The organism is Burkholderia sp. APQ4-4ca, assembly GCF_057837105.1.
Genome location: NZ_JBYQCG010000227.1, coordinates 20210 through 41983, shown reverse-complemented (window position 1 = coordinate 41983; position 21774 = coordinate 20210). Strand labels below are relative to the sequence as shown.

Annotated in this window: 24 protein-coding genes; 18 read left to right on the top strand and 6 right to left on the bottom strand. The window is 69.2% G+C overall.

The annotated features are described in order from the left end of the window. Positions 1-282: 282 nt before the first annotated feature. The 5 genes from AC3IFE_RS26340 to AC3IFE_RS26320 all read right to left on the bottom strand — a co-directional run bounded on the left by AC3IFE_RS26340 (position 283) and on the right by AC3IFE_RS26320 (position 5625). Positions 283-1071 (bottom strand): sulfite exporter TauE/SafE family protein, encoded by a 789-nt coding sequence (locus AC3IFE_RS26340; protein ID WP_089467897.1) that lies wholly within the window; start codon positions 1069-1071, stop codon positions 283-285. A 292-nt stretch (positions 1072-1363) separates the two neighbouring features. Then, the gene (locus AC3IFE_RS26335; RefSeq protein WP_489192963.1) at positions 1364-2803 is read right to left on the bottom strand and encodes a DHA2 family efflux MFS transporter permease subunit; all 1440 of its coding nucleotides are present in this window, start codon (positions 2801-2803) and stop codon (positions 1364-1366) included. A gap of 144 nt (positions 2804-2947) precedes the next feature. Continuing rightward, positions 2948-3679 carry a DsbA family oxidoreductase gene (locus AC3IFE_RS26330; RefSeq protein WP_489192961.1) on the bottom strand — a complete coding sequence of 244 codons (732 nt, stop codon included), beginning with the start codon at positions 3677-3679 and terminating at the stop codon, positions 2948-2950. A gap of 180 nt (positions 3680-3859) precedes the next feature. Next, positions 3860-4654, bottom strand: coding sequence for a helix-turn-helix transcriptional regulator (locus AC3IFE_RS26325; RefSeq protein ID WP_301738074.1), 795 nt, complete (start codon positions 4652-4654; stop codon positions 3860-3862). After that, positions 4651-5625, bottom strand: coding sequence for an ornithine cyclodeaminase family protein (locus AC3IFE_RS26320; RefSeq protein ID WP_489192958.1), 975 nt, complete (start codon positions 5623-5625; stop codon positions 4651-4653). The genes AC3IFE_RS26325 and AC3IFE_RS26320 overlap by 4 nt, the downstream gene beginning before the upstream one ends. A gap of 361 nt (positions 5626-5986) precedes the next feature. On the opposite strand from AC3IFE_RS26320, the gene AC3IFE_RS26315 reads away from it, so the two are divergent. The 10 genes from AC3IFE_RS26315 to groL all read left to right on the top strand — a co-directional run bounded on the left by AC3IFE_RS26315 (position 5987) and on the right by groL (position 14151). Then, on the top strand, positions 5987-6772 hold the full coding sequence (locus AC3IFE_RS26315; protein ID WP_489192956.1) for an ABC transporter substrate-binding protein: 786 nt from the start codon (positions 5987-5989) through the stop codon (positions 6770-6772). 66 nt (positions 6773-6838) lie between these two features. Beyond that, positions 6839-8083 (top strand): NAD(P)/FAD-dependent oxidoreductase, encoded by a 1245-nt coding sequence (locus tag AC3IFE_RS26310; protein ID WP_489192954.1) that lies wholly within the window; start codon positions 6839-6841, stop codon positions 8081-8083. Positions 8084-8462: 379 nt separating this feature from the next. Then, positions 8463-8822 carry a COG4315 family predicted lipoprotein gene (locus AC3IFE_RS26305; RefSeq protein WP_301738077.1) on the top strand — a complete coding sequence of 120 codons (360 nt, stop codon included), beginning with the start codon at positions 8463-8465 and terminating at the stop codon, positions 8820-8822. A gap of 33 nt (positions 8823-8855) precedes the next feature. Further along, positions 8856-9371: a sigma-70 family RNA polymerase sigma factor gene (locus AC3IFE_RS26300; RefSeq protein WP_069621210.1), complete on the top strand. Its 516-nt coding sequence runs from the start codon at positions 8856-8858 to the stop codon at positions 9369-9371. Next, positions 9368-10150 carry an anti-sigma factor family protein gene (locus AC3IFE_RS26295; protein ID WP_301738079.1) on the top strand — a complete coding sequence of 261 codons (783 nt, stop codon included), beginning with the start codon at positions 9368-9370 and terminating at the stop codon, positions 10148-10150. The genes AC3IFE_RS26300 and AC3IFE_RS26295 overlap by 4 nt, the downstream gene beginning before the upstream one ends. 26 nt (positions 10151-10176) lie before the next feature. Next, positions 10177-10596: a quinol oxidase gene (locus AC3IFE_RS26290; protein WP_489192951.1), complete on the top strand. Its 420-nt coding sequence runs from the start codon at positions 10177-10179 to the stop codon at positions 10594-10596. Beyond that, on the top strand, positions 10593-11225 hold the full coding sequence (locus AC3IFE_RS26285) for a LolA family protein (protein ID WP_089466797.1): 633 nt from the start codon (positions 10593-10595) through the stop codon (positions 11223-11225). The genes AC3IFE_RS26290 and AC3IFE_RS26285 overlap by 4 nt, the downstream gene beginning before the upstream one ends. A gap of 39 nt (positions 11226-11264) precedes the next feature. Beyond that, the gene (locus tag AC3IFE_RS26280; protein ID WP_089467900.1) at positions 11265-11777 is read left to right on the top strand and encodes an SRPBCC family protein; all 513 of its coding nucleotides are present in this window, start codon (positions 11265-11267) and stop codon (positions 11775-11777) included. 393 nt (positions 11778-12170) lie between these two features. Further along, positions 12171-12464 (top strand): co-chaperone GroES, encoded by a 294-nt coding sequence (groES, locus tag AC3IFE_RS26275; RefSeq protein WP_004186661.1) that lies wholly within the window; start codon positions 12171-12173, stop codon positions 12462-12464. Between the two features lie 46 nt (positions 12465-12510). Next, the gene (gene groL, locus AC3IFE_RS26270) at positions 12511-14151 is read left to right on the top strand and encodes a chaperonin GroEL (RefSeq protein ID WP_012328020.1); all 1641 of its coding nucleotides are present in this window, start codon (positions 12511-12513) and stop codon (positions 14149-14151) included. Between the two features lie 182 nt (positions 14152-14333). Here the strand turns inward: groL and AC3IFE_RS26265 are convergent, their stop codons facing one another. Beyond that, a complete protein-coding gene (locus AC3IFE_RS26265; protein ID WP_089466798.1) occupies positions 14334-15200 on the bottom strand; it encodes a hydroxymethylpyrimidine/phosphomethylpyrimidine kinase in 867 nt (288 codons plus the stop codon). Between the two features lie 255 nt (positions 15201-15455). Between AC3IFE_RS26265 and AC3IFE_RS26260 the strand changes: the two genes are divergently transcribed. From AC3IFE_RS26260 to AC3IFE_RS26225, 8 genes are all read left to right on the top strand, one after another. Continuing rightward, positions 15456-15626, top strand: coding sequence for a rubredoxin (locus tag AC3IFE_RS26260; protein WP_004186709.1), 171 nt, complete (start codon positions 15456-15458; stop codon positions 15624-15626). A gap of 104 nt (positions 15627-15730) precedes the next feature. Then, positions 15731-17032, top strand: a complete 1302-nt coding sequence (locus AC3IFE_RS26255) for a FimL-related protein (protein WP_301738081.1) — start codon at positions 15731-15733, stop codon at positions 17030-17032. Positions 17033-17214: 182 nt separating this feature from the next. After that, entirely contained in the window at positions 17215-17793 is a 579-nt protein-coding gene (locus AC3IFE_RS26250; protein WP_006491354.1) for a YqgE/AlgH family protein, read from the top strand. Beyond that, a complete protein-coding gene (ruvX, locus tag AC3IFE_RS26245; protein WP_027783702.1) occupies positions 17790-18239 on the top strand; it encodes a Holliday junction resolvase RuvX in 450 nt (149 codons plus the stop codon). The genes AC3IFE_RS26250 and ruvX overlap by 4 nt, the downstream gene beginning before the upstream one ends. After that, positions 18226-18750: a bifunctional pyr operon transcriptional regulator/uracil phosphoribosyltransferase PyrR gene (gene pyrR, locus AC3IFE_RS26240; protein ID WP_489192943.1), complete on the top strand. Its 525-nt coding sequence runs from the start codon at positions 18226-18228 to the stop codon at positions 18748-18750. Before ruvX ends, pyrR begins: the two co-directional genes overlap by 14 nt. A gap of 73 nt (positions 18751-18823) precedes the next feature. Then, positions 18824-19855 (top strand): aspartate carbamoyltransferase catalytic subunit, encoded by a 1032-nt coding sequence (locus AC3IFE_RS26235; protein ID WP_006476735.1) that lies wholly within the window; start codon positions 18824-18826, stop codon positions 19853-19855. 61 nt (positions 19856-19916) lie between these two features. Next, positions 19917-21194: a dihydroorotase gene (locus AC3IFE_RS26230; RefSeq protein WP_050011686.1), complete on the top strand. Its 1278-nt coding sequence runs from the start codon at positions 19917-19919 to the stop codon at positions 21192-21194. A 19-nt stretch (positions 21195-21213) separates the two neighbouring features. Next, a partial coding sequence (locus tag AC3IFE_RS26225) for a lysophospholipid acyltransferase family protein (protein ID WP_489192940.1) occupies positions 21214-21774 on the top strand: 561 nt, incomplete at its 3' end.

Genomic DNA, 21774 nt, shown 5'->3' with positions numbered 1-21774 from the left:
GCGAGGGCGGTCACGCCGCCCGCCGGCCGCCGCGACGAAAAAATGCACTCGCGCATGCGTCCCGGCGCTGCGGGTCGTGTGCGTCGATGGCGGCGGTGTCGTTCCTCAAGATGCCCTCGAGAGTCATGGACTCCCGGGGGCATTTTTTTGTGTCGGAGGGGGCGTCGCCCCGGAGGTCGCAGGTGACGGCTTCCCTAATCCTCAAAACAGGGATGGAAATCCCTCTATCGAGGATGGGCATGCGCCGGCGGCGGCGTTTGTCATCAGGCGCGAGGCGCCCGCTTACGCCAGCACGAGCCGCACGCCGACCGCGACCAGGGTCGACGCGAGCAGGTTGCGCAGCAGCCGTTCGGGCGCGCGCGCCGACAGCAGGCTGCCGATCACGATGCCGGGCAGCGAACCGAGCAGCAGCGACAGCAGCATCGACCAGTCGACGGAGCCGAGCAGCCAGTGGCCCATGCCCGCGACCAGCGTGAGCGGCACCGCATGCGCGATGTCGGAACCGACGATGCGGGTCGTCGCGAGCAGCGGATACAGCAGCAGGAGCACGGTCACGCCGATCGCGCCGGCGCCGACCGACGTCATCGACACGAGCACGCCGAGCACGGCGCCCGTCAGCACGGTCGACCACAGCGTGCGCGCGGGGCTCGGCGCGAGCGGGTTGCGCGCGGCGAACGCCGTGAGCTGAGGGCGAAAGATCAGCGCGAGCGACGTGAGCAGCAGCGCGACTCCGAGCACGAGCTGGATCATTCGCGCGGTGCCGGGCGTGTTCATCCCGTGCGTGTGCAGCCACCACAGCGTGAGCGTCGCGGCCGGTACGCTGCCCGCCGCGAGCCGGCCCGTGATGCGCCAGTCGACCGAGCCTTTCAGGCCGTGGACGAGCGTGCCGGTGGCCTTGGTCGCGGCCGCGTACAGCAGGTCCGTGCCCACCGCCGTCGCCGGGTGGACGCCGAACAGCAGCACGAGGATCGGCGTCATCAACGAACCGCCGCCGACGCCCGTCAGGCCGACGAGAATGCCGACGAACAGGCCGGACAGCGAGTACAGCAGATCGATATGGGGAAGCGACATCGGAGGCAGGCGGTTATATGGCGTTCGGCGGCGCTGCGCGCGTCAAAGTCCGCCATTGTCGCAAAAGTGGCGCGTCAATGTACGACTGCGTTAAAAATCGCCGGGAGATCCGCACCGCATACGGCCGGCGGGACATGAACCGGGCGTTTGAACACGAGCGCGGCCGACGAGGGTGATCGACCTGAAAGCGATGGAGAATCGGGGGCAGATGACGCGTATCCGGCGCGCATAAAAAAGGGCGCGACAATGCGCGCCCTCGCTCGATGCCGGTTCCCGGGCCGCCCGTCGACGGTCAGTGCATCGCGGGCCCGGCGCCTTCGACCGCGCGCGGCGGCCGGATGCGCAGCGCCAAACCGGCCAGCGCCGCCACGGCCGCAAACGCCGCGCCGAACGCGAAGGCCGCGTGGTAGCCGCCGTTCAGCGCGTCGAGCGGCGTCGCTCGTGCCGCCGCGAGCGCGTCGGTGCGGGCGCCGGCGAGACTCGCGAGGACCGCGAGCCCGAGCGCGCCGCCCATCATGAACGCGGTGTTGACGATGCCCGACGCGAGCCCGGAATCGGCCGGGTCGACGTCGTTCATCGCGGCGAGCAGCACCGGATTGAACGCGACGCCTGCGCCGATGCCGAGCAGCGTCATGCCGGGCAGCACGTGCCACGCGAAACCGCCGTCGACCGGTGCGCGCGAGAACAGCGCGAGGCCGCACGCCGCGATCAGCAGGCCGGCGGCGATCGGGCCGCGGATGCCGAAGCGCATCACGATCCGCGCCGACAGCCCGAGCGAGAACGCGGCCATGATCAGGTTCGCCGGCAGGAACGCGAGGCCGACCTGCAGCGGCCCGTAGCCGAGCACGCGCTGCATGTACAGCGCGGACAGGAAGAACCACGCGAACATCGCGGCCGCCCACAGCACGGCGATCGCGTTCGCGAGCGCGACGTTGCGCGCGGCGAACAGCGTGAGCGGCATCAGCGGATGCGCGGCGCGCGACTCGATCGCGATGAACAGCGCGAGCAGCACGACGGCCGCGCCGATCAACGCGACGGTCTGCGTCGACAGCCAGCCTGCCTCGTTGCCGCCGACGATCCCGTAGACGGCCAGCATCAGCGAGGCCGTCACCGTGATCGCGCCGGCGACGTCGAGCCGCGCGGCGCCGGCCGGCGCGCGCACGCGCGGCAGCAGCGCGGCGCACATCGCGTAGACCGCGACGCCGATCGGCAGGTTGACGAGGAAGATCCAGTGCCACGACAGCGAGCTCGTCAGCAGCCCGCCGAGCAGCACGCCGATGCTGCCGCCGCCCGCGCACACGAAGCCGTAGACGCCCATCGCGCGCGCGCGTTCGCCGGGCTCGGTGAACAGGTTCATGATCAGCGACAGCGAGACGGCCGACACGACCGCGCCGCCGAGCCCCTGCACCGCGCGCGCGGCGATCAGCATCGCCTGCGATTGCGCGAGCCCGCAGGCGAGCGACGCGAGCGTGAACACGACGAGGCCCGCGAGGAACATGCGCCGCTGGCCGTACAGGTCGCCGAGCCGGCCGCCGAGCAGCAGGCAGCCGCCGAACGTCAGCAGGTAGGCATTGACGACCCACACGAGGGCGGTTTCGGTGAAGTGGAGGTCGGTGCTGATCGACGGCAGCGCAACGTTCACGATCGTGCTGTCGAGCACGATCATCAGCACGCCGAGGCAGAGCACGATCAGCGCGTACCAGCGCTTCTCGCCGTGAATCCCGTGGGTCATGGGCGCGCAGCCTTCTCGTCGTTATAGGGAAGGATGCATTGTAGACGCCGCCGGCGCGGGCTTCCTGTCGGTTCATGGCAGGAGCGTCGCGTAGTGGCGCGCAGTGGCGCATTTGGCCCCGGCGCGCGTGAAGCGGGATGCGCGTTACGCGCGCGCCGGCAGGTCGCAGCCGTCGGGGCCGCAGGCGGCCGCGTCGCCGCCGCCCAGTGCGACGACGCCGTCGCGCCACGCCTGGTCGAGTGCTTGCGCGAACGCGTCGGCCGGCTGCGCGCCCGATACCGCGTAGCGGCCGCCGAACACGAACAGCGGCACGCCGCGCCCGCCGATCTGTGCGGCGCGCGCGATGTCGGCGTCGACTTCGTCGCGGTACGCGTCGCTGCGCAGCACCGCTTCGACGGCCGAGCGCTCGAGCCCGGCTTCGACCGCGAATGCGGTCAGCGCGGCATGATCGAACAGCGAGCCGTGCTCGCAGAAATACGCGCGATACAGGCGCTCGGTCAGCGCATGCGCGCGGCCCGACGCTTGCGCGAGCTTCACGAGCCGGTGGCCGTCGAGCGTGTCGCCGACCAGCGTGCCGGGCAGGTCGTAGCGCAGCCCGACGCTCGCGGCCGCCTCGGTCACCTGCCGCAGCATCTGGTCGACCTGCGCGGGCGCCATCCGGTATTTGCCCGCGAGCATCGCCTCGACCGGCTCGACGGGCCGGCCGGGCATCAGCCGGTACGCGCGCAGCGCGACGTCGACGCGCTCGGCGTGCGCGAACGCGCCCAGCGCTTCGTCGAAGCGGCGCTTGCCGATCCAGCACCACGGGCAGATCAGGTCGGACCAGATTTCGACGGTGAGGGTGGGGCGGTCGGTCGGGGCGGGAGCGGTCGTCATGGGCGGTTCGGGACGGCAAAAAAATGTAACCGAGACTATATCATTTTAGGTTTCCAGGCTCCGTCGTCCGCAGGCCCGAGCGGCATGCAGCCGCGCCCGCGTATCGCGAGCCTGGACGCGGAAACGACCGCCCGGCACCGACGGCCGGGCCCGGCCGTCATGACGCCCGCCGCATCGCGCTCAGGCGTCGCCCTGCGTTTCCTTCAGGTGCTTCAGATGCTTGTAGACCGTTGCGCGCCCCATCCCGAGCACGTTCGCGACGTAGTTCGCCGCGCTCTTGCCGCGAAACGCGCCTTCCGCGTACAGCGCCTCGACGAGTTCGCGCCGGTGCTCGCGCGTGAGCCCGTTCAACCCGACCTGCCGTTCGCGCAGCCAGCCGTGCAGGAACGTGTTGATGCGCTCCTGCCAGTCGTCGCGGAACAGCTCGTCGGGCTGCGCGACGACGCCCGCGCCCTTGATGAACAGGTCCAGCGTCGCGCGCACCTCGTCGAACACCGCGATGTTGAAGTTGATGCACATCATCCCCGCCGGGCGGCCTTCGTCGTCGAACAACACGTTGCTCACGCAGCGCATGCGCCGGCCGTCCCAGTTCAGCTTCTCGTACGGGCCGATCACGCGCTCGCGCGCCGAATGATCGATTTCCTCGAGCGCGGAATCGTCGCCGACCTCGCGCTTGGACAGATTGTTCGCCAGATACAGCACGGTCTGGTCGTGCAGGTCGTGGATCACGACTTCCGCGTACGGGAAGAACAGCGCGGCGATACCGTCGGCGATCGGCGCATAGCGGGTGAGCAGCAGGTCTTTGACGGGAGATTTCTTCTTGCGCATCGGTGTCGCGATCTCGGGTGGGCGGGAGCCGGGCAGCGTGTCGGGCCGGCGGGCCGGCGCATCGTCGGCCGGCATGCCCGTGCGCCCGCGCGCGGCCGCCGCGGCGGTTGCGCCATTGTATCGGCCCCGCGCGCGCGGGGCGCTCATCCGCGCGTCAGGTGCATGTATAGCGCGTGCGCGATCGCGATGTCCTCCAGCCCGAGGCCGATCGAGCGGAACAGTGCGTGACGCGTGCGCGACGGCGCCGCACAGGTGCCGGCGACGAGCGCGGGCAGGTCGCCGACGATCCGGCCGGCATCCCAGCCGTGTTCGGCCGCCGCGATCCGCATCTCGCCGGCGCTTGCGGGCGTCGTGTGCCGGTAGTCGCAGTAGACGTCCATGTCCGGCAGCCATGCGGGCGGGATTTCGTGCGCACGCGCGACGTTCGTGCTGATCGACGTGACGAGCGCGGGGCGCGTGAGCATGCCGTTGCCGAGCACCGGTGTGCCCGACGACGTGCACAGCATCACCACGTCCGCGTCGCGCACGCACGCCTCGACGCTCGCCCCCGCGCGTGCGCGCGGGTCGAGCGCGGCGAGGCTTGCCTGCAGCGCCGCATCGCCGGCCAGCGCGGGCGAGTACACGCGGATCGTGGCCCAGTCGCGCAGCGCCGCCGTGTGCCGCAGGTGCGCGAGGCCGACCGCGCCCGCGCCGACGATCGCCAGATGGCGCGCGTCGCGCGGCGCGAGGCAGTCGACCGCGAGCGCCGTCGTGCCGGCCGTGCGTTCGACGGTCAGCAGCCCCGCGTCGCACCACATCAGCGGCTGGCCGGTTTGCATCGACATCAGGGCGGTCCATGCGGTGACGATCGGTTTCCCGCCGGGTTTACCGCCCGTCACGACATACGGCGACAGCTTCGCGCCGAACACCTGCTCGTCGGCGAGCGCGCCGAGATACGTGATGAAGTCGCCGGCCTGGTCGGGAAACAGCGTGAGCGTCTGCGGCGGCTGCACCGCGCGCGCCGCGGCGAGCGACGCGAACATGCGGCGCAGCGTGCCGAGCACGTCGAGCGACGGCAGCGCCGCGCGCACTGCGGCTTCGTCGATGGTCAGCGGCAGGGTGGGGACGGTTTGCGTCATCGGGACATCTCCGGTGCGGGCTGGACAGAAAGTCTCGAAAGACGGTGTCCGGCGGATTTTATGGACCAAAAAGTCTAATATAGACAAACAAAATCGGGATGATTTTTCTTTTCGAGACGTCGTGGCCGTGCCGAACTCATGAAAAACACCATGGAATCAACGACATTTACGAGCGGGCAACGAAATTTCGACGTCGAGCAACGTAGTGATCTCCTCGTATCCCCTATAGTCTACAGTAGACTTTTAGTCTATATTTAGCGTGCAGGACCCGACACGTCGCCGTGCGGCGGCGGCCTGCGTCGAATGCCGACCCGGCGCGCGACCGATCTTCATCGCCTCACTCCGGAACAGAAGGACCGTCATGAACTGGAAACTTTCCCTCTGCGCCGCCGCGGCGCTCGCGCTCGCGTGCGCGGCCGTCACGGCCCATGCCGAACAGACCACGTTGCGCTTCGGGATCGAAGCCGCCTATCCGCCGTTCGAGAGCAAGACGCCGGCCGGTCAACTGCAGGGTTTCGACGTCGATGTCGGCAACGCGGTATGCGCGAAGCTGAACATGAAGTGCGTGTGGGTCGAGAATGCGTTCGACGGGCTGATCCCGGCGCTGCAGGCGCGCAAGTTCGACGCGATCAATTCGGCGATGAACATCACCGCGAAGCGCAAGCAAAGCATCGACTTCACGCCGGCGATCTACGTGGTGCCGATCGTGATGGTCGCGAAGCGCGGCTCGCCGCTGAAGCCCGACGTCGCGAGCCTGCGCGGCAAGCACGTCGGCGTGCTGCAGGGCTCGTCGCAGGAGGATTTCCTGAAGGCGCACTGGGCGAATGCGGGCGTGGCCGTCGTGTCGTATCCGGATCAGGACCAGATCTACGCCGATCTCGTCGCGGGCCGTCTCGACGCGGCCGTGCAGGAGGCGCAGACCGCGCAGGACGGGTTCCTCGACAAGCCGGCCGGTCGCGGCTACCAGATCGTCGGCGAGCCGCTGAAGGATCCGGCGACCCTCGGCGAAGGCACCGGCTTCGGGCTGCGCAAGAACGACAAGGCGCTGCAGGCGAAGATCGTCGGCGCGCTCGACGCGCTGAAAAAGGACGGCACGCTGAGCGCGCTGTCGCAGAAGTACTTCAAGCGCGACATCATCGCGAAGTAAGCGCCGCCGCGTGCCGGCCGCGGGCCGGCGCACCGCGCATCCCATCTCGACGCAGTGCGGGGGACCATGGATTTCGACGTCATCGTTCTGGGGGCCGGCATCGTCGGCGTGTCGTCGGCGCTGCATCTGCAGGATCGCGGGCTGCGCGTCGCGCTCGTCGACCGGCGCGCGCCCGGCGAGGAAACCAGCCACGGCAACGCGGGGCTGATCGAGCGCTCGTCGGTCGTGCCGTATGCGTTTCCGCGCCGGCTCGGCACGCTGCTGCGCTACGCGCGCAACCGTTCGGTCGATCTCTATTGGGATTACCGCGCGCTGCCTGCGTATGCGGGCTGGCTCGCGCGCTTCTGGCGCGAATCGTCGCCCCAGCGGCTCGCGGCCGCCGCGCGCGACCTGCTGCCGCTCGTCGCGGCGAGCGTCGTCGAGCACGATGCGCTGCTCGCGCGCACCGACGCGCAGCCGCTCGTGCACGACGGCGGATGGATCGAGGCGTTCCGTTCGCCCGCGCTGTTCGACGCGCAAGCGCGCGTGCAGCAGCAGGTTGCCGCCGCGCACGGGCTGCGGATGACCGTGCTCGACGCGCATGCGTTGCGTGCGCGCGAGCCCGGTATCGGCGACGCATTCTGCGGCGCATTCCACTGGCAGGATCCGAAGACCGTGTCGAGCCCGGGCGGGCTGACCCAGGCCTATGCGCGGCTGTTCGAGCGCGACGGCGGCACGTTCGTGCACGGCGACGCGACGACGCTCGTGCAGGTGGACGACGGCTGGCAGGTCCGGTCCGAACACGGGCCGATCTCGGCGCGCTCGGCCGTGGTCGCGCTCGGGCCGTGGTCCGATCAGGTGTTCGCGCCGCTCGGCTACCGGATTCCGCTGCGCGCGAAGCGCGGCTATCACATGCATTACCGGCCGACACGCGCGCCGCTGAACGTGCCCGTGTGCGATACCGAGGCGGGCTTCGTCGTCGCGCCGATGGAGGGGGGCCGCCTGCGGCTCACGACGGGCGTCGAGATCGCGCCGCGCGACGCGCCGCCGACCGGCGTGCAGCTCGCGCGCGCCGAACCGCTGGCGCGGGACGCGTTCGGCATCGGCGAGCGGCTCGATCCGGAACCGTGGCTCGGGATGCGGCCGTGCACGCCCGACATGCGTCCGGTGATCGGGCCGGCGCCGCGCCACCGTCATTTGTGGTTCGCGTTCGGCCACTGCCATCACGGGCTCACGCTTGGGCCCGCCACCGGCCGCCTGCTCGCCGAAATGATGACGGGCGCGCCGACTTATATCGATCCCCATCCGTATCGGCCTGTACGTTTCGGCTGAACTTGGGGCGCGCAGATGCGGTTTTGGCCGCCGGCACGCGCAGGACGTCGTGAACCAGGTCACCGGCACGTTTGGCAACGTCGGCGGCGCAGGGAGCCCGCTCGCACCGGTGACGACGCTGCTCCGGTCGCCGACCGGCGCATTGCCGAGGTAACCGGCAGCAACCGCACGACGCTTTGTCATTTCCGGCTTCCCGCGTGCTTGCGTCGTATGAATGATGCGTCGCCGCTCGTCGCGCCGCCGCATGGAATAACCGACCACCGCCGTCCGTTTACATACCGAGTTCCGGCACGGCCGCCCGGCGGGATAATGATCGCGACGAAGCCGATCGTCCCGCCCGGCGGCAGCGTGTCGCGACACGACGCCAAGGAGAACGGGAATGAAACGGATGCTCTTCGCTGCCGCGTTGACGGCGGCGATCGTGCGGCCGGCGGCCGCGGAACCGCCCCAGGTCGGCGACGGGAAACTGGTCGACGAAGCCCACATGACGCTGTACGTGTTCGATCGCGATGCGCCGGGCAAGAGCATGTGCGACGGCACGTGCGCGGCCAACTGGCCGCCCGCGCTCGCCGACGCGTACGACAAGGCGTCGGGCGCGCTGAGCCTCGTCGCCCGCGACGACGGCAAAAAGCAATGGGCATACCGCGGCCGTCCGCTGTATCGCTGGAAGATGGACCACCAGGCCGGCGACGCGGGCGGCGACGGAATCGGCGGCATGTGGCACGTCGCGCGGCCGTGACCGTGACTGCGCGGCGACGCGCGAGGCGCCCCGATGAGCTATGAATCGGACCTGCTGGTGTGGCTTCCGCATCTCACGCGTTATGCGCGTGCGCTGACGGGCGAGCGCGCGTGGGCCGACGATCTCGTGCAGGACACGCTCGAGCGTGCGCTGAACCGGCCGCCGCGCGACGGCGGCAACCTGCGCGCATGGCTGCTGACGCTGTTGCGGCACCGATTCATCGACCAGTTGCGCGCGCGGCACGAGATCGCGGTCGACGATGCGACGGCGCCCTGGCAGACGATGGCCGCGCCGGCCGGCGAGGTCGGCGGGCTGGAGTTGCGCGACGTGCAGCGCGCGCTGTACCGGCTGCCGGTCGAACAGCGCGAGGTGCTGCTGCTGGTCGCGCTCGAGGAGTTGAGCTATCGCGATGCCGCGCAGGTGCTCGGCGTGCCGGTGGGCACCGTGATGTCGCGGCTCGCGCGGGCGCGCGCCCAGATGCGCGCGCTGCTGTCGGACGCGCCGTCGACGCACGGCGCGGCCACGTTACGGGTGATCGGGAAGCCATGATGGACGATCCGCGCAAGCCTTCGAACGAGCAGGAAGACGATGCGTCGGCGCAACTGCTGTCCGCGCTGCTGGACGGCGAACTGTCCGGGCATGAGCGGCGCGAGGTCCTCGCGCGCCTGCAGGCCGATCCGCAGGAAGCCGAACGATTCGCGCATTACCGCGCACAGCGCGATGCGCTGAAGGCGCTGTTCCCGTTGCCGGGCGCGGCGCCCGCGTTGTTCGTGCAGCGCCGCGCGTCGCGCTGGCGCGCCGTCGCGCATGCGTTCGCGGGGCTGGCGGCCGGGCTGCTGATCGGTGTCGCGCTGCATGCGGGCTGGGCGGCGTTCGGCCGCGAACCGGCGTTCGCCGCGCGCGCCGATGTCGCGTACGCGGTGTACGCGGCCGACCGCGAACATCCGGTGGAAGTCGGCGCGGCCGATCCCGGGCGTCTCGCCGCGTGGTTGTCCGCGCGCGTCGGTCGGCCGGTGCGCGCACCGTCGCTCGACGAATACGGCTACGCGCTGCTGGGCGGCCGGTTGCTGCCCGGCGACGCGGGGCCGGCCGCGCAGCTCATGTACCAGCGCGCGGACGGCGCGCGCGTGACGCTGTACATGACCGCATACGACGCGCGGCGTCTCGCGCCGCAGGCGCTGTCGGCCGACGGCCGCTACACGTATTTCTGGTCGGATCGCGGCATGGGTTATGCGCTGTCCGGCCGTGGCGACGAACGGCGTCTGCGCGAGCTGGCGATCGACGCATGCGGTGCGCTGGGCGGGCCGACCGATGCGTGGAAGGGGTGACGCGCGGCGCCCGCGGGGAGCAGGCGATGAAGATGGCGATGATGAAGGGGCTCGTGCTGACGGCGTGCCTCGCGGGCACGATGCTTGCGCACGCGGACGGCGACCCGCCCGTGCGCGTGCCGGTTGATGCCGATGGCGTGCAGCGCGTGACGATCGTCGGCGGCAGCTATTTCTTCCGGCCGAATCATGTGATCGTCCGCGCGCACGCGCCGGTCGAGCTCACGGTATCGGCCGAGCCCGGCGTGGTGCCGCACAGTTTCGAAATCGACGCGCCGCAGGCCGGCATCGCGGTACGCACCGAACTCGATACGACGCCGAAGACGTTCCGTTTCACGCCGGTGCAGCCCGGGCGATTCGCCTACTATTGCACGCACCGGCTGCTGTTTTTCAGAAGCCATCGCGAGCGCGGGATGGAAGGCGTGCTCGAAGTCGAGGCGGCGCCGTGATCGCCGCGTTGCTGGCCGCGAGCCTGATAGGAGCGAGCATGACAGCCGATCCCGTGACCGCCGCGCAGGCGCATTTCGACCACGTCCGCTCGTACCGCGCGACGATCCGCTCGTCGGCGCGCGACGGCGAGCACACCGAAATCCGCTACGCGTACCTGAAACCCGGCTTCGTCCGGATGGATTTCGTGTCGCCGCATCGCGGCGCGGTGCTCGCATACGATCCCGGCGACGGCAAGGTCACGCTGCGCCCGTTCGGCACGCATGCGCCGCCCGCGCTGACGCTGTCGCCGTCCAATCCGCTCGTGCGCGACCGCGCCGGCCACCGGGTCGACCGCTCCGACGTCGGCGAACTGCTGCGCAACGTCCATGCGCTGCAGCAGGGCGGCGCGACGGTGACCGAAGGCGAGGAGGCCGTCGGCGGCCGGACCGCGCAACGCGTGCTGGTCACGGGCGCGCCCGCGCACGCGGTCGACGGCGTGCATCGCTACCGGTTGTGGCTCGACGCCGCGGACGGTTTTCCGCTGAAAGTCGTCAGCTATGCCGGCGACGACGACGTGCCGCTCGAAACCGTGACGCTCGACGACGTGGAAATCGACGTCGCGTTTCCCGAGCGTTTCTTCGCGCCCTGACGGCGCGCCGTGTTCCTGAACGCGCATGCCGGAGGCTGCATGGCGGAGTACCGGTTTTCGACGACCTGGCGGGTGGATGCGCCGCTCGCGGCGGTCTGGGACGCGATCTACCAGGCCGATCGCTGGCCCGACTGGTGGAAGGGCGCCGTGCGCACCGTCGAGCTCGAGCCCGGCGACGCGCGCGGCGTCGGCGCATTGCACCGGTATACCTGGAAGGGCGCGCTGCCGTACCGGCTGACCTTCGACATGCGCGTGCGGCGCGTCGAGCGGCCGCACGCGCTCGAAGGCCATGCGAGCGGCGCGATCGAGGGCGACGGCCGCTGGTCGTTCGCCGCCGACGGCGCGCGCACCGTCGTGCGCTACGACTGGCACATCCGCACGCACGGCTGGATGAACTGGCTGGAGCCGCTCGCGCGGCCGCTGTTCCGATGGAATCACGACGTCGTGATGCGCGAAGGCGCGAAGGGGCTCGCGCGCCGGCTGGGCGCGACCGTCGAAACGGACGGCCGGACCTTCCGGCCGCTGTCCGGCGCGGACTGCGCCGACGCGTGAAATCGGCCGGGCCACGCCGGCGAGCGAGCACGTCGTGGCGGACGAAATCGGCGCCCGCACGGTTTTTTTGATGCGAGGTCGCCGGTCTCAGGAACTCCGGGCTTACCCGGTGTCCAAACGGGGCTGGATGGGTTCGGCGGGCCGCACGGCGCCGCCGTTCGGGTTGGATGAATGCCACATGTCTTTGTTTAAAAAGGAGTTTTTGTTGTTTTTGCGTGTTTTTCCCGCCGCGTCGCCTCCCCGAAAATTCCTCCGGTTCTCCTTCTTGAATTTGTCAAAACCCGTCCATATAATTAGCACTCGCTGCACGAGAGTGCTAACAATTCTCTGCCGGGCACCCAGCCGGGCAGATTCCCTAAGCGTTCTTCAATCTCAGTCAAGAGAGGAGTGAATATGAACCTTCGTCCTTTGCACGATCGCGTGATCGTCAAGCGCCTGGATCAGGAAACCAAGACCGCCTCGGGCATCGTGATCCCCGACGCCGCTGCTGAAAAGCCGGATCAGGGCGAAGTCCTGGCGATCGGCCCGGGCAAGCGCGACGACAAGGGCGCCCCGATCGCGCTCGACGTGAAGGTCGGCGATCGTGTCCTGTTCGGCAAGTACGCAGGTCAGACCGTGAAGGTCGACGGCCAGGAACTGCTGGTCATGCGCGAAGAAGACATCATGGCCGTGGTCAACGCCAAGTAAGCGTCCTCCGACGGTACATATTCCCAAGAATTCAAGGAGTTAGAAGATGGCAGCTAAAGACGTCGTATTCGGCGATTCCGCCCGTTCGAAGATGGTCGAAGGCGTGAACATTCTCGCCAACGCAGTCAAGGTCACGCTGGGTCCGAAGGGCCGCAACGTCGTGCTCGAGCGCAGCTTCGGCGGCCCGACGGTCACCAAGGACGGTGTGTCGGTCGCGAAGGAAATCGAGCTGAAGGACAAGCTCCAGAACATGGGCGCGCAAATGGTCAAGGAAGTCGCTTCCAAGACCAGCGACAACGCAGGCGACGGCACGACGACGGCAACCGTCCTCGCGCAATCGATCGTTCGCGAAGGCATGAAGTACGTCGCATCGGGCATGAACCCGATGGACCTGAAGCGCGGCATCGACAAGGCAGTCGCAGCGGCTGTCGAAGAGCTGAAGAAGATCAGCAAGCCGTGCACGACCAACAAGGAAATCGCACAGGTCGGCTCGATCTCGGCGAACAGCGATTCGTCGATCGGCGATCGCATCGCTGAAGCGATGGACAAGGTCGGCAAGGAAGGCGTCATCACCGTCGAAGACGGCAAGTCGCTGGCCGACGAGCTCGACGTCGTCGAAGGCATGCAGTTCGACCGCGGCTACCTGTCGCCGTACTTCATCAACAACCCGGACAAGCAAGTCGCCGTCCTCGACAACCCGTTCGTGCTGCTGCACGACAAGAAGGTGTCGAACATCCGTGATCTGCTGCCGGTGCTCGAGCAAGTCGCGAAGGCTGGCCGTCCGCTGCTGATCATCGCTGAAGACGTCGAAGGCGAGGCACTGGCCACGCTGGTCGTCAACAACATCCGCGGCATCCTGAAGACCGTTGCGGTCAAGGCGCCGGGCTTCGGCGATCGTCGCAAGGCGATGCTGGAAGACATCGCGATCCTGACCGGCGGTCAAGTCGTCGCGGAAGAAACCGGCCTGACGCTCGAAAAGGCAACGCTGGCAGAACTGGGCCAGGCGAAGCGCATCGAAGTGGGCAAGGAAAACACGACGATCATCGACGGCGCAGGCGAAGCCGTGAACATCGAAGCACGCGTGAAGCAAGTGCGCGCGCAAATCGAAGAAGCGACGTCGGACTACGACCGTGAAAAGCTGCAAGAGCGCGTGGCCAAGCTGGCAGGCGGCGTTGCAGTGATCAAGGTCGGTGCCGCGACCGAAGTCGAAATGAAGGAAAAGAAGGCACGTGTCGAAGACGCACTGCACGCGACGCGCGCAGCTGTGGAAGAAGGCATCGTGGCCGGTGGCGGCGTCGCGCTGATCCGCGCACGCACCGCGATCGCAGGCCTGACCGGCGCGAACGCCGACCAGAACGCCGGCATCAAGATCGTGCTGCGCGCAATGGAAGAGCCGCTGCGCCAGATCGTCACGAACGGCGGCGAAGAAGCCAGCGTCGTGGTGGCGGCGGTTGCTGCAGGCCAGGGCAACTACGGCTACAACGCAGCAACGGGCGAGTACGTCGACATGGTTGAAGCCGGCGTCGTCGACCCGACCAAGGTCACGCGCACCGCGCTGCAGAACGCAGCTTCGGTCGCAGGCCTGCTGCTGACGACGGACGCAGCCGTCGCGGAACTGCCGAAGGAAGACGCACCGATGCCGGGCGGCATGCCGGGCGGCATGGGCGGCATGGGCATGGACATGTAATCGACTTCGGTCGACGGTGTCCGGAGCGCGCAGCGATGCGCGCTCCAGCCAAAAGAAAAGACCCGCAGCGATGCGGGTCTTTTTTTATGCGCGCGGTTTGATGCGTGCGCGGGGCGGCCGGATCCGTCACGCGCCAAGGCGGCGCGGCGTACGGCGGCGGAATCTGCCCGCCGCGTCGCGACTCAATGCCGGTGGGACGTCCTCGACACCAGGTCGGCCTTCACGGCCGGCGGCGAGTCCGACTCGTCGTTGCTGCGCGCCCAGAAGAACCGGTCGGGCAGATACGCGCCCATGCCGGGCCGGAACGCGTCGCGCACGGCCTGGTACAGGTATTCCTGCGCCTCGCGCACGGCTTCGGGCGGCTCCTGGCCGTTCGCGAGCAGCGCCGCGATGGCCGCGCCGAGCGTATCGGTGATGCCCATCAGCCGGTGCGGCGAGCGATCCCACATGTCTTCGCGAAGCTGGCCTTCCTCGCCGTACAGCGTATTGACGAGCCGGTGCGAGCCCGTTTCCGACGACAGGATGTATTCGCAGCCCTGCGACAGCAGATGCGACACGGCCGCGTCGAGATTCGGCGCCTCGGCGTCGCCGTCCGGCTGCGCGAGCGCGATCAGCGTCGCGTGGTCGGCCACCAGCAACGTGGTTTGCGGCGCGAGCAGGTCGGCGATCGATTCGCGCAGGTCGTCGGCGGCGAGCACGTGCTCGTCGTCGAGCGTGAAGTCCGGCGCGAGCACGAGCGGCACGCCGTCGTAGTCGGCGACGACTTCGGCGATCGCGCTCACGACTTCCGCGCGCGTCGCCGCGCCGATCTTGAACGCGGCAACCGGCATGTCCTCGAGCAGCATGCGCGCCTGTGCGGCGACGACGTCGGGGTCGAGGCCGGTCACTTCTTCGCAGGCGGCCGAGTCGCGCACGGTATAGCCGGTCAGGACGGACACGCCGTGACAGCCCATGCTCGCCAGGGTCATCAGATCGGCTTGGAGGCCGGAGCCGCCGGTGGGATCGGACAGGCCGAAGGTAAGGACGATCGGAGGGGCGTTGCTGGACATGTAGAAATGGGGCAAGAGAAAAACGGACAAGCGACGGAAATGCGGACGGCGAGGCGAATGGGCTGGTTCGGCCCCGTGTTGCCCGGCAGGCCGCACTTTTCGACCATTATGCGGTGGAATCCGGCCGGGACGACGGATTTTTTAGCGCAGCGCAACGTAGTTGCCGTCCTCCAGCGCGATTGCTAGGCAGTCCGGCCCCGACACGGTACCATCATGGCTCCCGAATTTACCGACTTTTCCCCGACGCGGCTTAAGATGGAATACAAGAGCTGGATGTGCCTGATTTGTGGCTGGATTTACGACGAAGAAGCCGGGCTGCCGGAAGAGGGCATTGCCCCGGGCACGCGCTGGGAAGACGTCCCGATCAACTGGACGTGTCCCGAATGCGGCGCCCGCAAGGAAGACTTCGAGATGGTCCAGATCTGATCGGACCGCTGGCCCACGGACACTCTGCTCAGGCCTCGCCCCGGCCCGGTGCTCGCGCACCGCGGTTCGCGCGAGCGACTTGACGATGACAGGCGCGCGTGTCCATGACGTCCGATCCGGCGAACGTTCCCCAACCTGACGCATTGCCCAACCCGCGCGGCGGGGCCGTGCGCGCGGCCGACGCGTGGCTGGCGGCGGCCGCCGACGCATTCGAGCGGCGCGACGACGCCGCGGCGCCGCTTGCGGCGGCCGCGGCCGTGCTGGCCGAAGCCGGCTGGCTGCCGGCCGCGCGTTTCGCCGGGCAACTGGCGGCCGACGTGCCGCTCCTCGCCACCGAGCCGACTTCGGCGGGCTGGCGGGCGGCGCTGCGCGATTTTCGTGCGGCCGTCGGGCGCCACAACCTGCGCGAGCTCGCGTGTTCGCCCGTTCTCTTCGAGCATTTCCGTGCGTTGCGCGCGCAAGGCGCCGCCGACCTGCGCGCGAGCGTGCCGCTCGATGCGCTCGCGCTGGCCGGCCGTGCGGTCCCGCCTGCCACGTTGCGCGCACTGCCCGATGCAGTCGCGGCCCGGATTCGCGCCCGCTACGAGCAGGCGCTGCTCGGCGTGCTGCGGGCCGGACACGGCGCGCCGGGCGCGGCGCTCGACGAACTCGACGCGATGCTGGCCGCGCTCACCGACGACGGGCCCTACGATTTCTGGCGGCTCGCGGCCGCATGCGTACGCGCGCTGCGCGCAAGCGGCGCGCCCGAGCTGAAGCACTTTCTCGCGCGGATCAACCTGCTGCTCGGCGAACACGCGCAGGGCCGGCGCAGCGCGCCGCCCGAACTGGTGCGCGAGACGGTGGCGCTGCTGTGGCGCGATTTCGCGCTGTTCGGCGCCGCAGCCGAGGACGTCGCGTTCGTCGACGTGCTGCATGACTACGGGTTGACGGTCGACTGGCACGTCGCCGGCACGCCCGCATCCGAAGCGTTGTGGGAGGCCGATGCCGCGCGGGCCGAGCACGACGCGGTCGCTGCCGCGCCCACTCGTGCGCTCGGCGTCGTGACCGTCAACGCGCATGCCTATGAGGATTTCCTGCAGACCGCCGATGCATCGATGGCCGACCTTGCCGCCAACCCGGCCACGGCCGACGCCAGCGCCGCATGGCACGCGTCCGCCGCCGCCTACCGGGTCGGCACGGCCGCCTGCGCGCTCGGGCTCGGCCACGCGGCGCTACTGGCCGACACGCTTGGCCTGGCATGGCGTCGTGCGGCGCACGGCGTGCCGCTCGCCGACGGCGGCCTCGATGCGCACCGCCACGCGTCCGACATGCTGCGTGCGGCGCTCCTGAAGATCGCGGCCGGCGTCGCGCCGCCGGATCTCACCGCGGCTTCCGAAGCACTCGGCGCGGCCCTCGGCCGGACCTGACGGACAAGGGGACGGACACGCGACGGCGGCCCTTGTCGCGCGGGCCTGCAACACGCTGCCGACAGCGCCCGCGCGCGTGTTAGAGTGCCGTGTAATCCGCGCGCGCCGTTGCCAGCGCGGCGCGGCGTTGCTTGTTGATCGCGGCCCGGTCAGGTCGCGGCGTCTTTGCTAAAATTCAAACCATGTCAAAGCCTTCCGATCGCATCAATCTCACCAACCAGTTCCTGATCGCCATGCCGAACATGGCCGATCCGACGTTCTCGGGAACGGTGGTCTATCTTTGCGATCACAGCGAGCGCGGTGCGCTCGGCCTCGTCATCAACCGTCCTACCGACATCGACCTCGAGTCGCTGTTCAACCGCATCGACCTGAAGCTCGACATCGAGCCGCTGCTGCACATTCCGGTGTACTTCGGCGGCCCCGTCCAGACCGAGCGCGGCTTCGTGCTGCACGAGCCGGTCGAGGGCGCGAGCTACAACTCGTCGATGTCCGTCGACGGCGGGCTCGAGATGACGACGTCGAAGGACGTGCTCGAGGCGGTCGCGACGGGCACCGGCCCGAAGCGCTTCCTGCTGACGCTCGGCCATGCCGGCTGGGGCGCCGGCCAGCTCGAGGAAGAAATTTCCCGCAACGGCTGGCTGACGGTCGCCGCCGATCCGCGCATCGTGTTCGACACGCCGGCCGAAGAGCGCTTCGAAGCCGCGCTCGGCCTGCTCGGCGTCAGTTCGTCGATGCTGTCCGGCGAAGCAGGGCACGCATGAGTGGCGCGAGCGCGCGCGATGCGACGCTCCTGGCGTTCGACTACGGCGAAAAACGGATCGGCGTCGCGATCGGCAATGCGCTGACGCGCTCGGCCCGTGCGCTCCTCGTGATCCAAAACCTGAACCGCGAACACCGCTTCAAGGCGGTCGGCGACCTGCTGGCCGAATGGCGGCCGGACGCGCTCGTCGTGGGCCTGCCGATGCATCCGGACGGCACGCCGCACGACATGACGCAGCAGGCGAAGCGCTTCGGCAACCAGTTGAACGGCCGCTTCGGGCTGCCCGTCACGTGGGTCGACGAGCGTTATTCGTCGGTCGAGGCCGAGGCCGGGCTGCGCGAGCGCAACGTGCGCGGCCGCGCCCGCACCGACATGCTCGATGCCGAAGCCGCGCGCGTCATTCTTCAACAGTATCTCGATCAATTGTCCGACCATGAGCACCATTGACGCCGAGGCGCTTTACCGCGTCCTGCTCGACCAGATCCGCGCCGCGTACGGCACGGCGTTCGCCGAACCGGGCGGCCCGCGGCTCGCCGGCATTTACAGCGGCGGCGCGTGGCTCGCCGAGCGCCTCGCGCGCGATCTCGGCGCAACGGCATTCGGCGTCGTCAACGTCGCGCTGCATCGCGACGACTACGCGAAGAAGGGGCTGCACAGCCAGGCCAGCCCGACCTCGCTGCCGTTCGAGATCGACGGCGCGCGCATCGTGCTCGTCGACGACGTGCTGTACACCGGGCGCACCGTGCGCGCGGCGCTCAACGAGCTGTTCGACTACGGCCGTCCGGCCGCGGTCGAGCTCGCGGTGCTCGCCGATCGCGGCGGCCGCGAGCTGCCGGTCGCCGCGCGCTTCGCGGGCGGCACGCTCGACGTGCCGGCCGACGCGACGCTCGTGCTCGCGCGCGACGATGCGCGCTTCACGCTGCGTATCGAGGCCCACGGCGAGTCGCACGGCGCCTGAACGACACGCGAACCGTATCCCGGGCCGCTGGTTCGCACCGCGGCCCGTTTGCATAGTTGGAATCACGCACACCATGACCACCGACACCACTGGCCGCACCGGCAATCCCGCGGCGGCCGCGAGCCCCGACCGGTTTCGCTACGGTTTCCTGAAGGGCAACCCGCAGCTCACGAAAAACGGCGAGCTGAAGCACCTGCTGTCGATCGAGGGCCTGCCGCGCTCGATCGTCAATCACATCCTCGATACGGCCGAGCAGTTCGTCAGCGTGACGGACCGTGAAGTGAAGAAGGTGCCGCTGTTGCGCGGCAAGTCCGTGTTCAACCTGTTCTTCGAGAACTCGACGCGCACGCGCACGACCTTCGAGATCGCCGCGACGCGCCTGTCGGCCGACGTGCTGAACCTGAACATCAATGCGTCGTCGACGAGCAAGGGCGAATCGCTGCTCGACACGATCAACAACCTGTCGGCGATGCATGCCGACCTGTTCGTCGTGCGCCACGCGTCGAGCGGCGCGCCGTACCTGATCGCCGAGCACTGCGCGCCGCACGTGCACGTGATCAACGCCGGCGACGGCCGCCACGCGCACCCGACGCAGGGCCTGCTCGACATGTACACGATCCGTCACTACAAGCGCGACTTCACGAAGCTGCGCGTGGCGATCGTCGGCGACATCCTGCATTCGCGCGTCGCGCGCTCCGACATCCACGCGCTGACCACGCTCGGCGTGCCGGAAGTGCGCGCGATCGGCCCGCGTACGCTGCTGCCGGGCGGCCTCGAACAGATGGGCGTGAAGGTGTTCCACAACCTCGACGAGGGGCTGAAGGGCGTCGACGTGATCATCATGCTGCGCCTGCAGAACGAACGGATGAGCGGCGCGCTGCTGCCGTCCGCGCAGGAGTATTTCAAGACGTGGGGCCTGACGCCCGAGCGCCTCGCGCTCGCCGCGCCCGACGCGATCGTGATGCACCCGGGCCCGATGAACCGCGGCGTCGAGATCGATTCGCAGGTTGCCGACGGCCCGCAATCGGTGATCCTCAACCAGGTCACGTTCGGCATCGCGGTGCGGATGGCGGTGATGGGCATCGTCGCCGGCAACAGCGACTGAGCCCGCTTCCGCGCATCCTCGTTCAGGCATTCAACGTATTCAACGCATTCACAGACAGCGCATGAAGATTCATATCCAAGGCGGCACGCTGATCGACCCGGTCGCCGGCACCGAACGGCAGGCCGACGTATTCGTCGCGGACGGCAAGATCGCCGCGCTGGGCAGCGCGCCCGCCGGTTTCAACGCGGACAAGACGATCGACGCATCGGGCCTGATCGTCGCGCCCGGCCTCGTCGACCTGTGCGCGCGGCTGCGCGAGCCCGGCTACGAACACAAGGCGACGCTCGCGTCCGAGATGGCCGCGGCCGTCGCGGGCGGCGTCACGACCCTCGTGTGCCCGCCCGACACCGATCCCGTGCTCGACGAGCCCGGCCTCGTCGAGATGCTCAAGTTCCGCGCGCGCAACCTGCACCAGGCGAACGTGCATCCGCTCGGCGCGCTGACGGTCGGCCTCAAGGGCGAGGTGATCACCGAGATGGTCGCGCTGACCGAATCCGGCTGCGTCGGCTTCACGCATGCGAACGTGCCGGTGCGCGACACGCAGGTGTTGCTGCGCGCGCTGCAATACGCGAGCACCTACGGCTACACGACGTGGCTGCGTCCGCTCGACGCGTTCATCGGCCGCGGCGGCGTGGCCGCGAGCGGCGCGCTCGCGTCGCGGCTCGGGCTGTCCGGCGTGCCGGTCGCGGCCGAGACGATCGCACTGCACACGATTTTCGAACTGATGCGCGTGACGGGCGCGCGCGTGCACCTCGCGCGGCTGTCGTCGGCGGCCGGGCTGGCACTCGTGCGTGAAGCGAAGGCCGAGGGGCTGCCCGTGACCTGCGACGTCGGCGTGAACCACGTCCACCTGATCGACGTCGACATCGGCTACTTCGATTCGCAGTTCCGGCTCGACCCGCCGCTGCGCAGCGAGCGCGACCGCGAAGCGATCCGCGTGGCGCTCGCCGACGGCACGATCGATGCGATCTGCTCCGACCACACGCCGGTCGATGACGACGAGAAGCTGCTGCCGTTCGGCGAAGCGACGCCGGGCGCGACGGGGCTCGAACTGCTGCTGTCGCTGACGCTGAAGTGGGCGGACGAGACGCGTACGCCGCTCGCGCAGGCGCTGCGCCGCATCACGTCCGCGCCGGCCGACGTGCTGCAACTGCCGGCGGGGCGCCTCGCCGAAGGCGGCGCGGCCGACCTGTGCGTGTTCGATCCGCGCGCGCACTGGCGCGTCGAGCCGCGTGCGCTGAAGAGCCAGGGCCACAACTCGCCGTTCCTCGGCTACGAACTGCCGGCCACCGTGCGCGCGACGCTCGTGGCCGGGCAGGTCGCGTTCGAGCGCCACTGAACCACGCCGGATCTTCGCCATGACCGCTCTTCGCAAGCTGCGTCTCGTCTTTCACCTGCTGCGCGGCATGGCGATCGTCGCGCTGCGCTTTTCGCACGTCACGCCCGCGCGCCGCGCCGAACTGATACGCCGCTGGTCGGTCAAGATGCTGCGGATCTGCGGGATGCGCCTCGTCGTCCACAACGACGGCGCGCGGCTCGACGCGAGCGCGCTCGTCGTGGGCAACCACGTGTCGTGGCTCGACATCTATGCGGTCAATGCGTGGCGGCCGACGCCGTTCGTGTCGAAGGCCGAGGTGCGGCAGTGGCCTGTCGTCGGCTGGCTCGCCGAGAAGCTCGACACGGTGTTCCTCCAGCGCGAGAAGCGTACCGAGGCGATGCGGATCATGCACGAGATGGCCGAGCGCCTGCGCAACGGTGGCGTGATGTGCGTGTTTCCGGAAGGGACGACGTCCGATGGCCAGGATCTGCTGCCGTTCCATGCGAACCTGTTCCAGGCCGCGGTATCGGCCGGCTGCGCGGTGCAGCCGATCTGCCTGATGTACGAGGACGCGCACGGGCGGCAGTCGGTCGCGCCGGCC

Excerpts from the sequence above, each read along its gene's own strand:
- AC3IFE_RS26290 (WP_489192951.1), top strand. The coding sequence starts at position 10,177 with ATGAAGATGGCGATGATGAAGGGGCTCGTGCTGACGGCGTGCCTCGCG.
- AC3IFE_RS26340 (WP_089467897.1), bottom strand. The coding sequence starts at position 1,071 with ATGTCGCTTCCCCATATCGATCTGCTGTACTCGCTGTCCGGCCTGTTC.
- AC3IFE_RS26310 (WP_489192954.1), top strand. The coding sequence starts at position 6,839 with ATGGATTTCGACGTCATCGTTCTGGGGGCCGGCATCGTCGGCGTGTCG.
- groL (WP_012328020.1), top strand. The coding sequence starts at position 12,511 with ATGGCAGCTAAAGACGTCGTATTCGGCGATTCCGCCCGTTCGAAGATG.
- AC3IFE_RS26305 (WP_301738077.1), top strand. The coding sequence starts at position 8,463 with ATGAAACGGATGCTCTTCGCTGCCGCGTTGACGGCGGCGATCGTGCGG.
- AC3IFE_RS26330 (WP_489192961.1), bottom strand. The coding sequence starts at position 3,679 with ATGACGACCGCTCCCGCCCCGACCGACCGCCCCACCCTCACCGTCGAA.
- AC3IFE_RS26235 (WP_006476735.1), top strand. The coding sequence starts at position 18,824 with ATGACCACCGACACCACTGGCCGCACCGGCAATCCCGCGGCGGCCGCG.
- AC3IFE_RS26295 (WP_301738079.1), top strand. The coding sequence starts at position 9,368 with ATGATGGACGATCCGCGCAAGCCTTCGAACGAGCAGGAAGACGATGCG.
- groES (WP_004186661.1), top strand. The coding sequence starts at position 12,171 with ATGAACCTTCGTCCTTTGCACGATCGCGTGATCGTCAAGCGCCTGGAT.
- AC3IFE_RS26265 (WP_089466798.1), bottom strand. The coding sequence starts at position 15,200 with ATGTCCAGCAACGCCCCTCCGATCGTCCTTACCTTCGGCCTGTCCGAT.
- AC3IFE_RS26255 (WP_301738081.1), top strand. The coding sequence starts at position 15,731 with ATGACGTCCGATCCGGCGAACGTTCCCCAACCTGACGCATTGCCCAAC.
- AC3IFE_RS26300 (WP_069621210.1), top strand. The coding sequence starts at position 8,856 with ATGAGCTATGAATCGGACCTGCTGGTGTGGCTTCCGCATCTCACGCGT.
- ruvX (WP_027783702.1), top strand. The coding sequence starts at position 17,790 with ATGAGTGGCGCGAGCGCGCGCGATGCGACGCTCCTGGCGTTCGACTAC.
- AC3IFE_RS26250 (WP_006491354.1), top strand. The coding sequence starts at position 17,215 with ATGTCAAAGCCTTCCGATCGCATCAATCTCACCAACCAGTTCCTGATC.
- AC3IFE_RS26335 (WP_489192963.1), bottom strand. The coding sequence starts at position 2,803 with ATGACCCACGGGATTCACGGCGAGAAGCGCTGGTACGCGCTGATCGTG.
- AC3IFE_RS26260 (WP_004186709.1), top strand. The coding sequence starts at position 15,456 with ATGGAATACAAGAGCTGGATGTGCCTGATTTGTGGCTGGATTTACGAC.
- pyrR (WP_489192943.1), top strand. The coding sequence starts at position 18,226 with ATGAGCACCATTGACGCCGAGGCGCTTTACCGCGTCCTGCTCGACCAG.
- AC3IFE_RS26320 (WP_489192958.1), bottom strand. The coding sequence starts at position 5,625 with ATGACGCAAACCGTCCCCACCCTGCCGCTGACCATCGACGAAGCCGCA.
- AC3IFE_RS26315 (WP_489192956.1), top strand. The coding sequence starts at position 5,987 with ATGAACTGGAAACTTTCCCTCTGCGCCGCCGCGGCGCTCGCGCTCGCG.
- AC3IFE_RS26280 (WP_089467900.1), top strand. The coding sequence starts at position 11,265 with ATGGCGGAGTACCGGTTTTCGACGACCTGGCGGGTGGATGCGCCGCTC.
- AC3IFE_RS26325 (WP_301738074.1), bottom strand. The coding sequence starts at position 4,654 with ATGAGCGCCCCGCGCGCGCGGGGCCGATACAATGGCGCAACCGCCGCG.
- AC3IFE_RS26230 (WP_050011686.1), top strand. The coding sequence starts at position 19,917 with ATGAAGATTCATATCCAAGGCGGCACGCTGATCGACCCGGTCGCCGGC.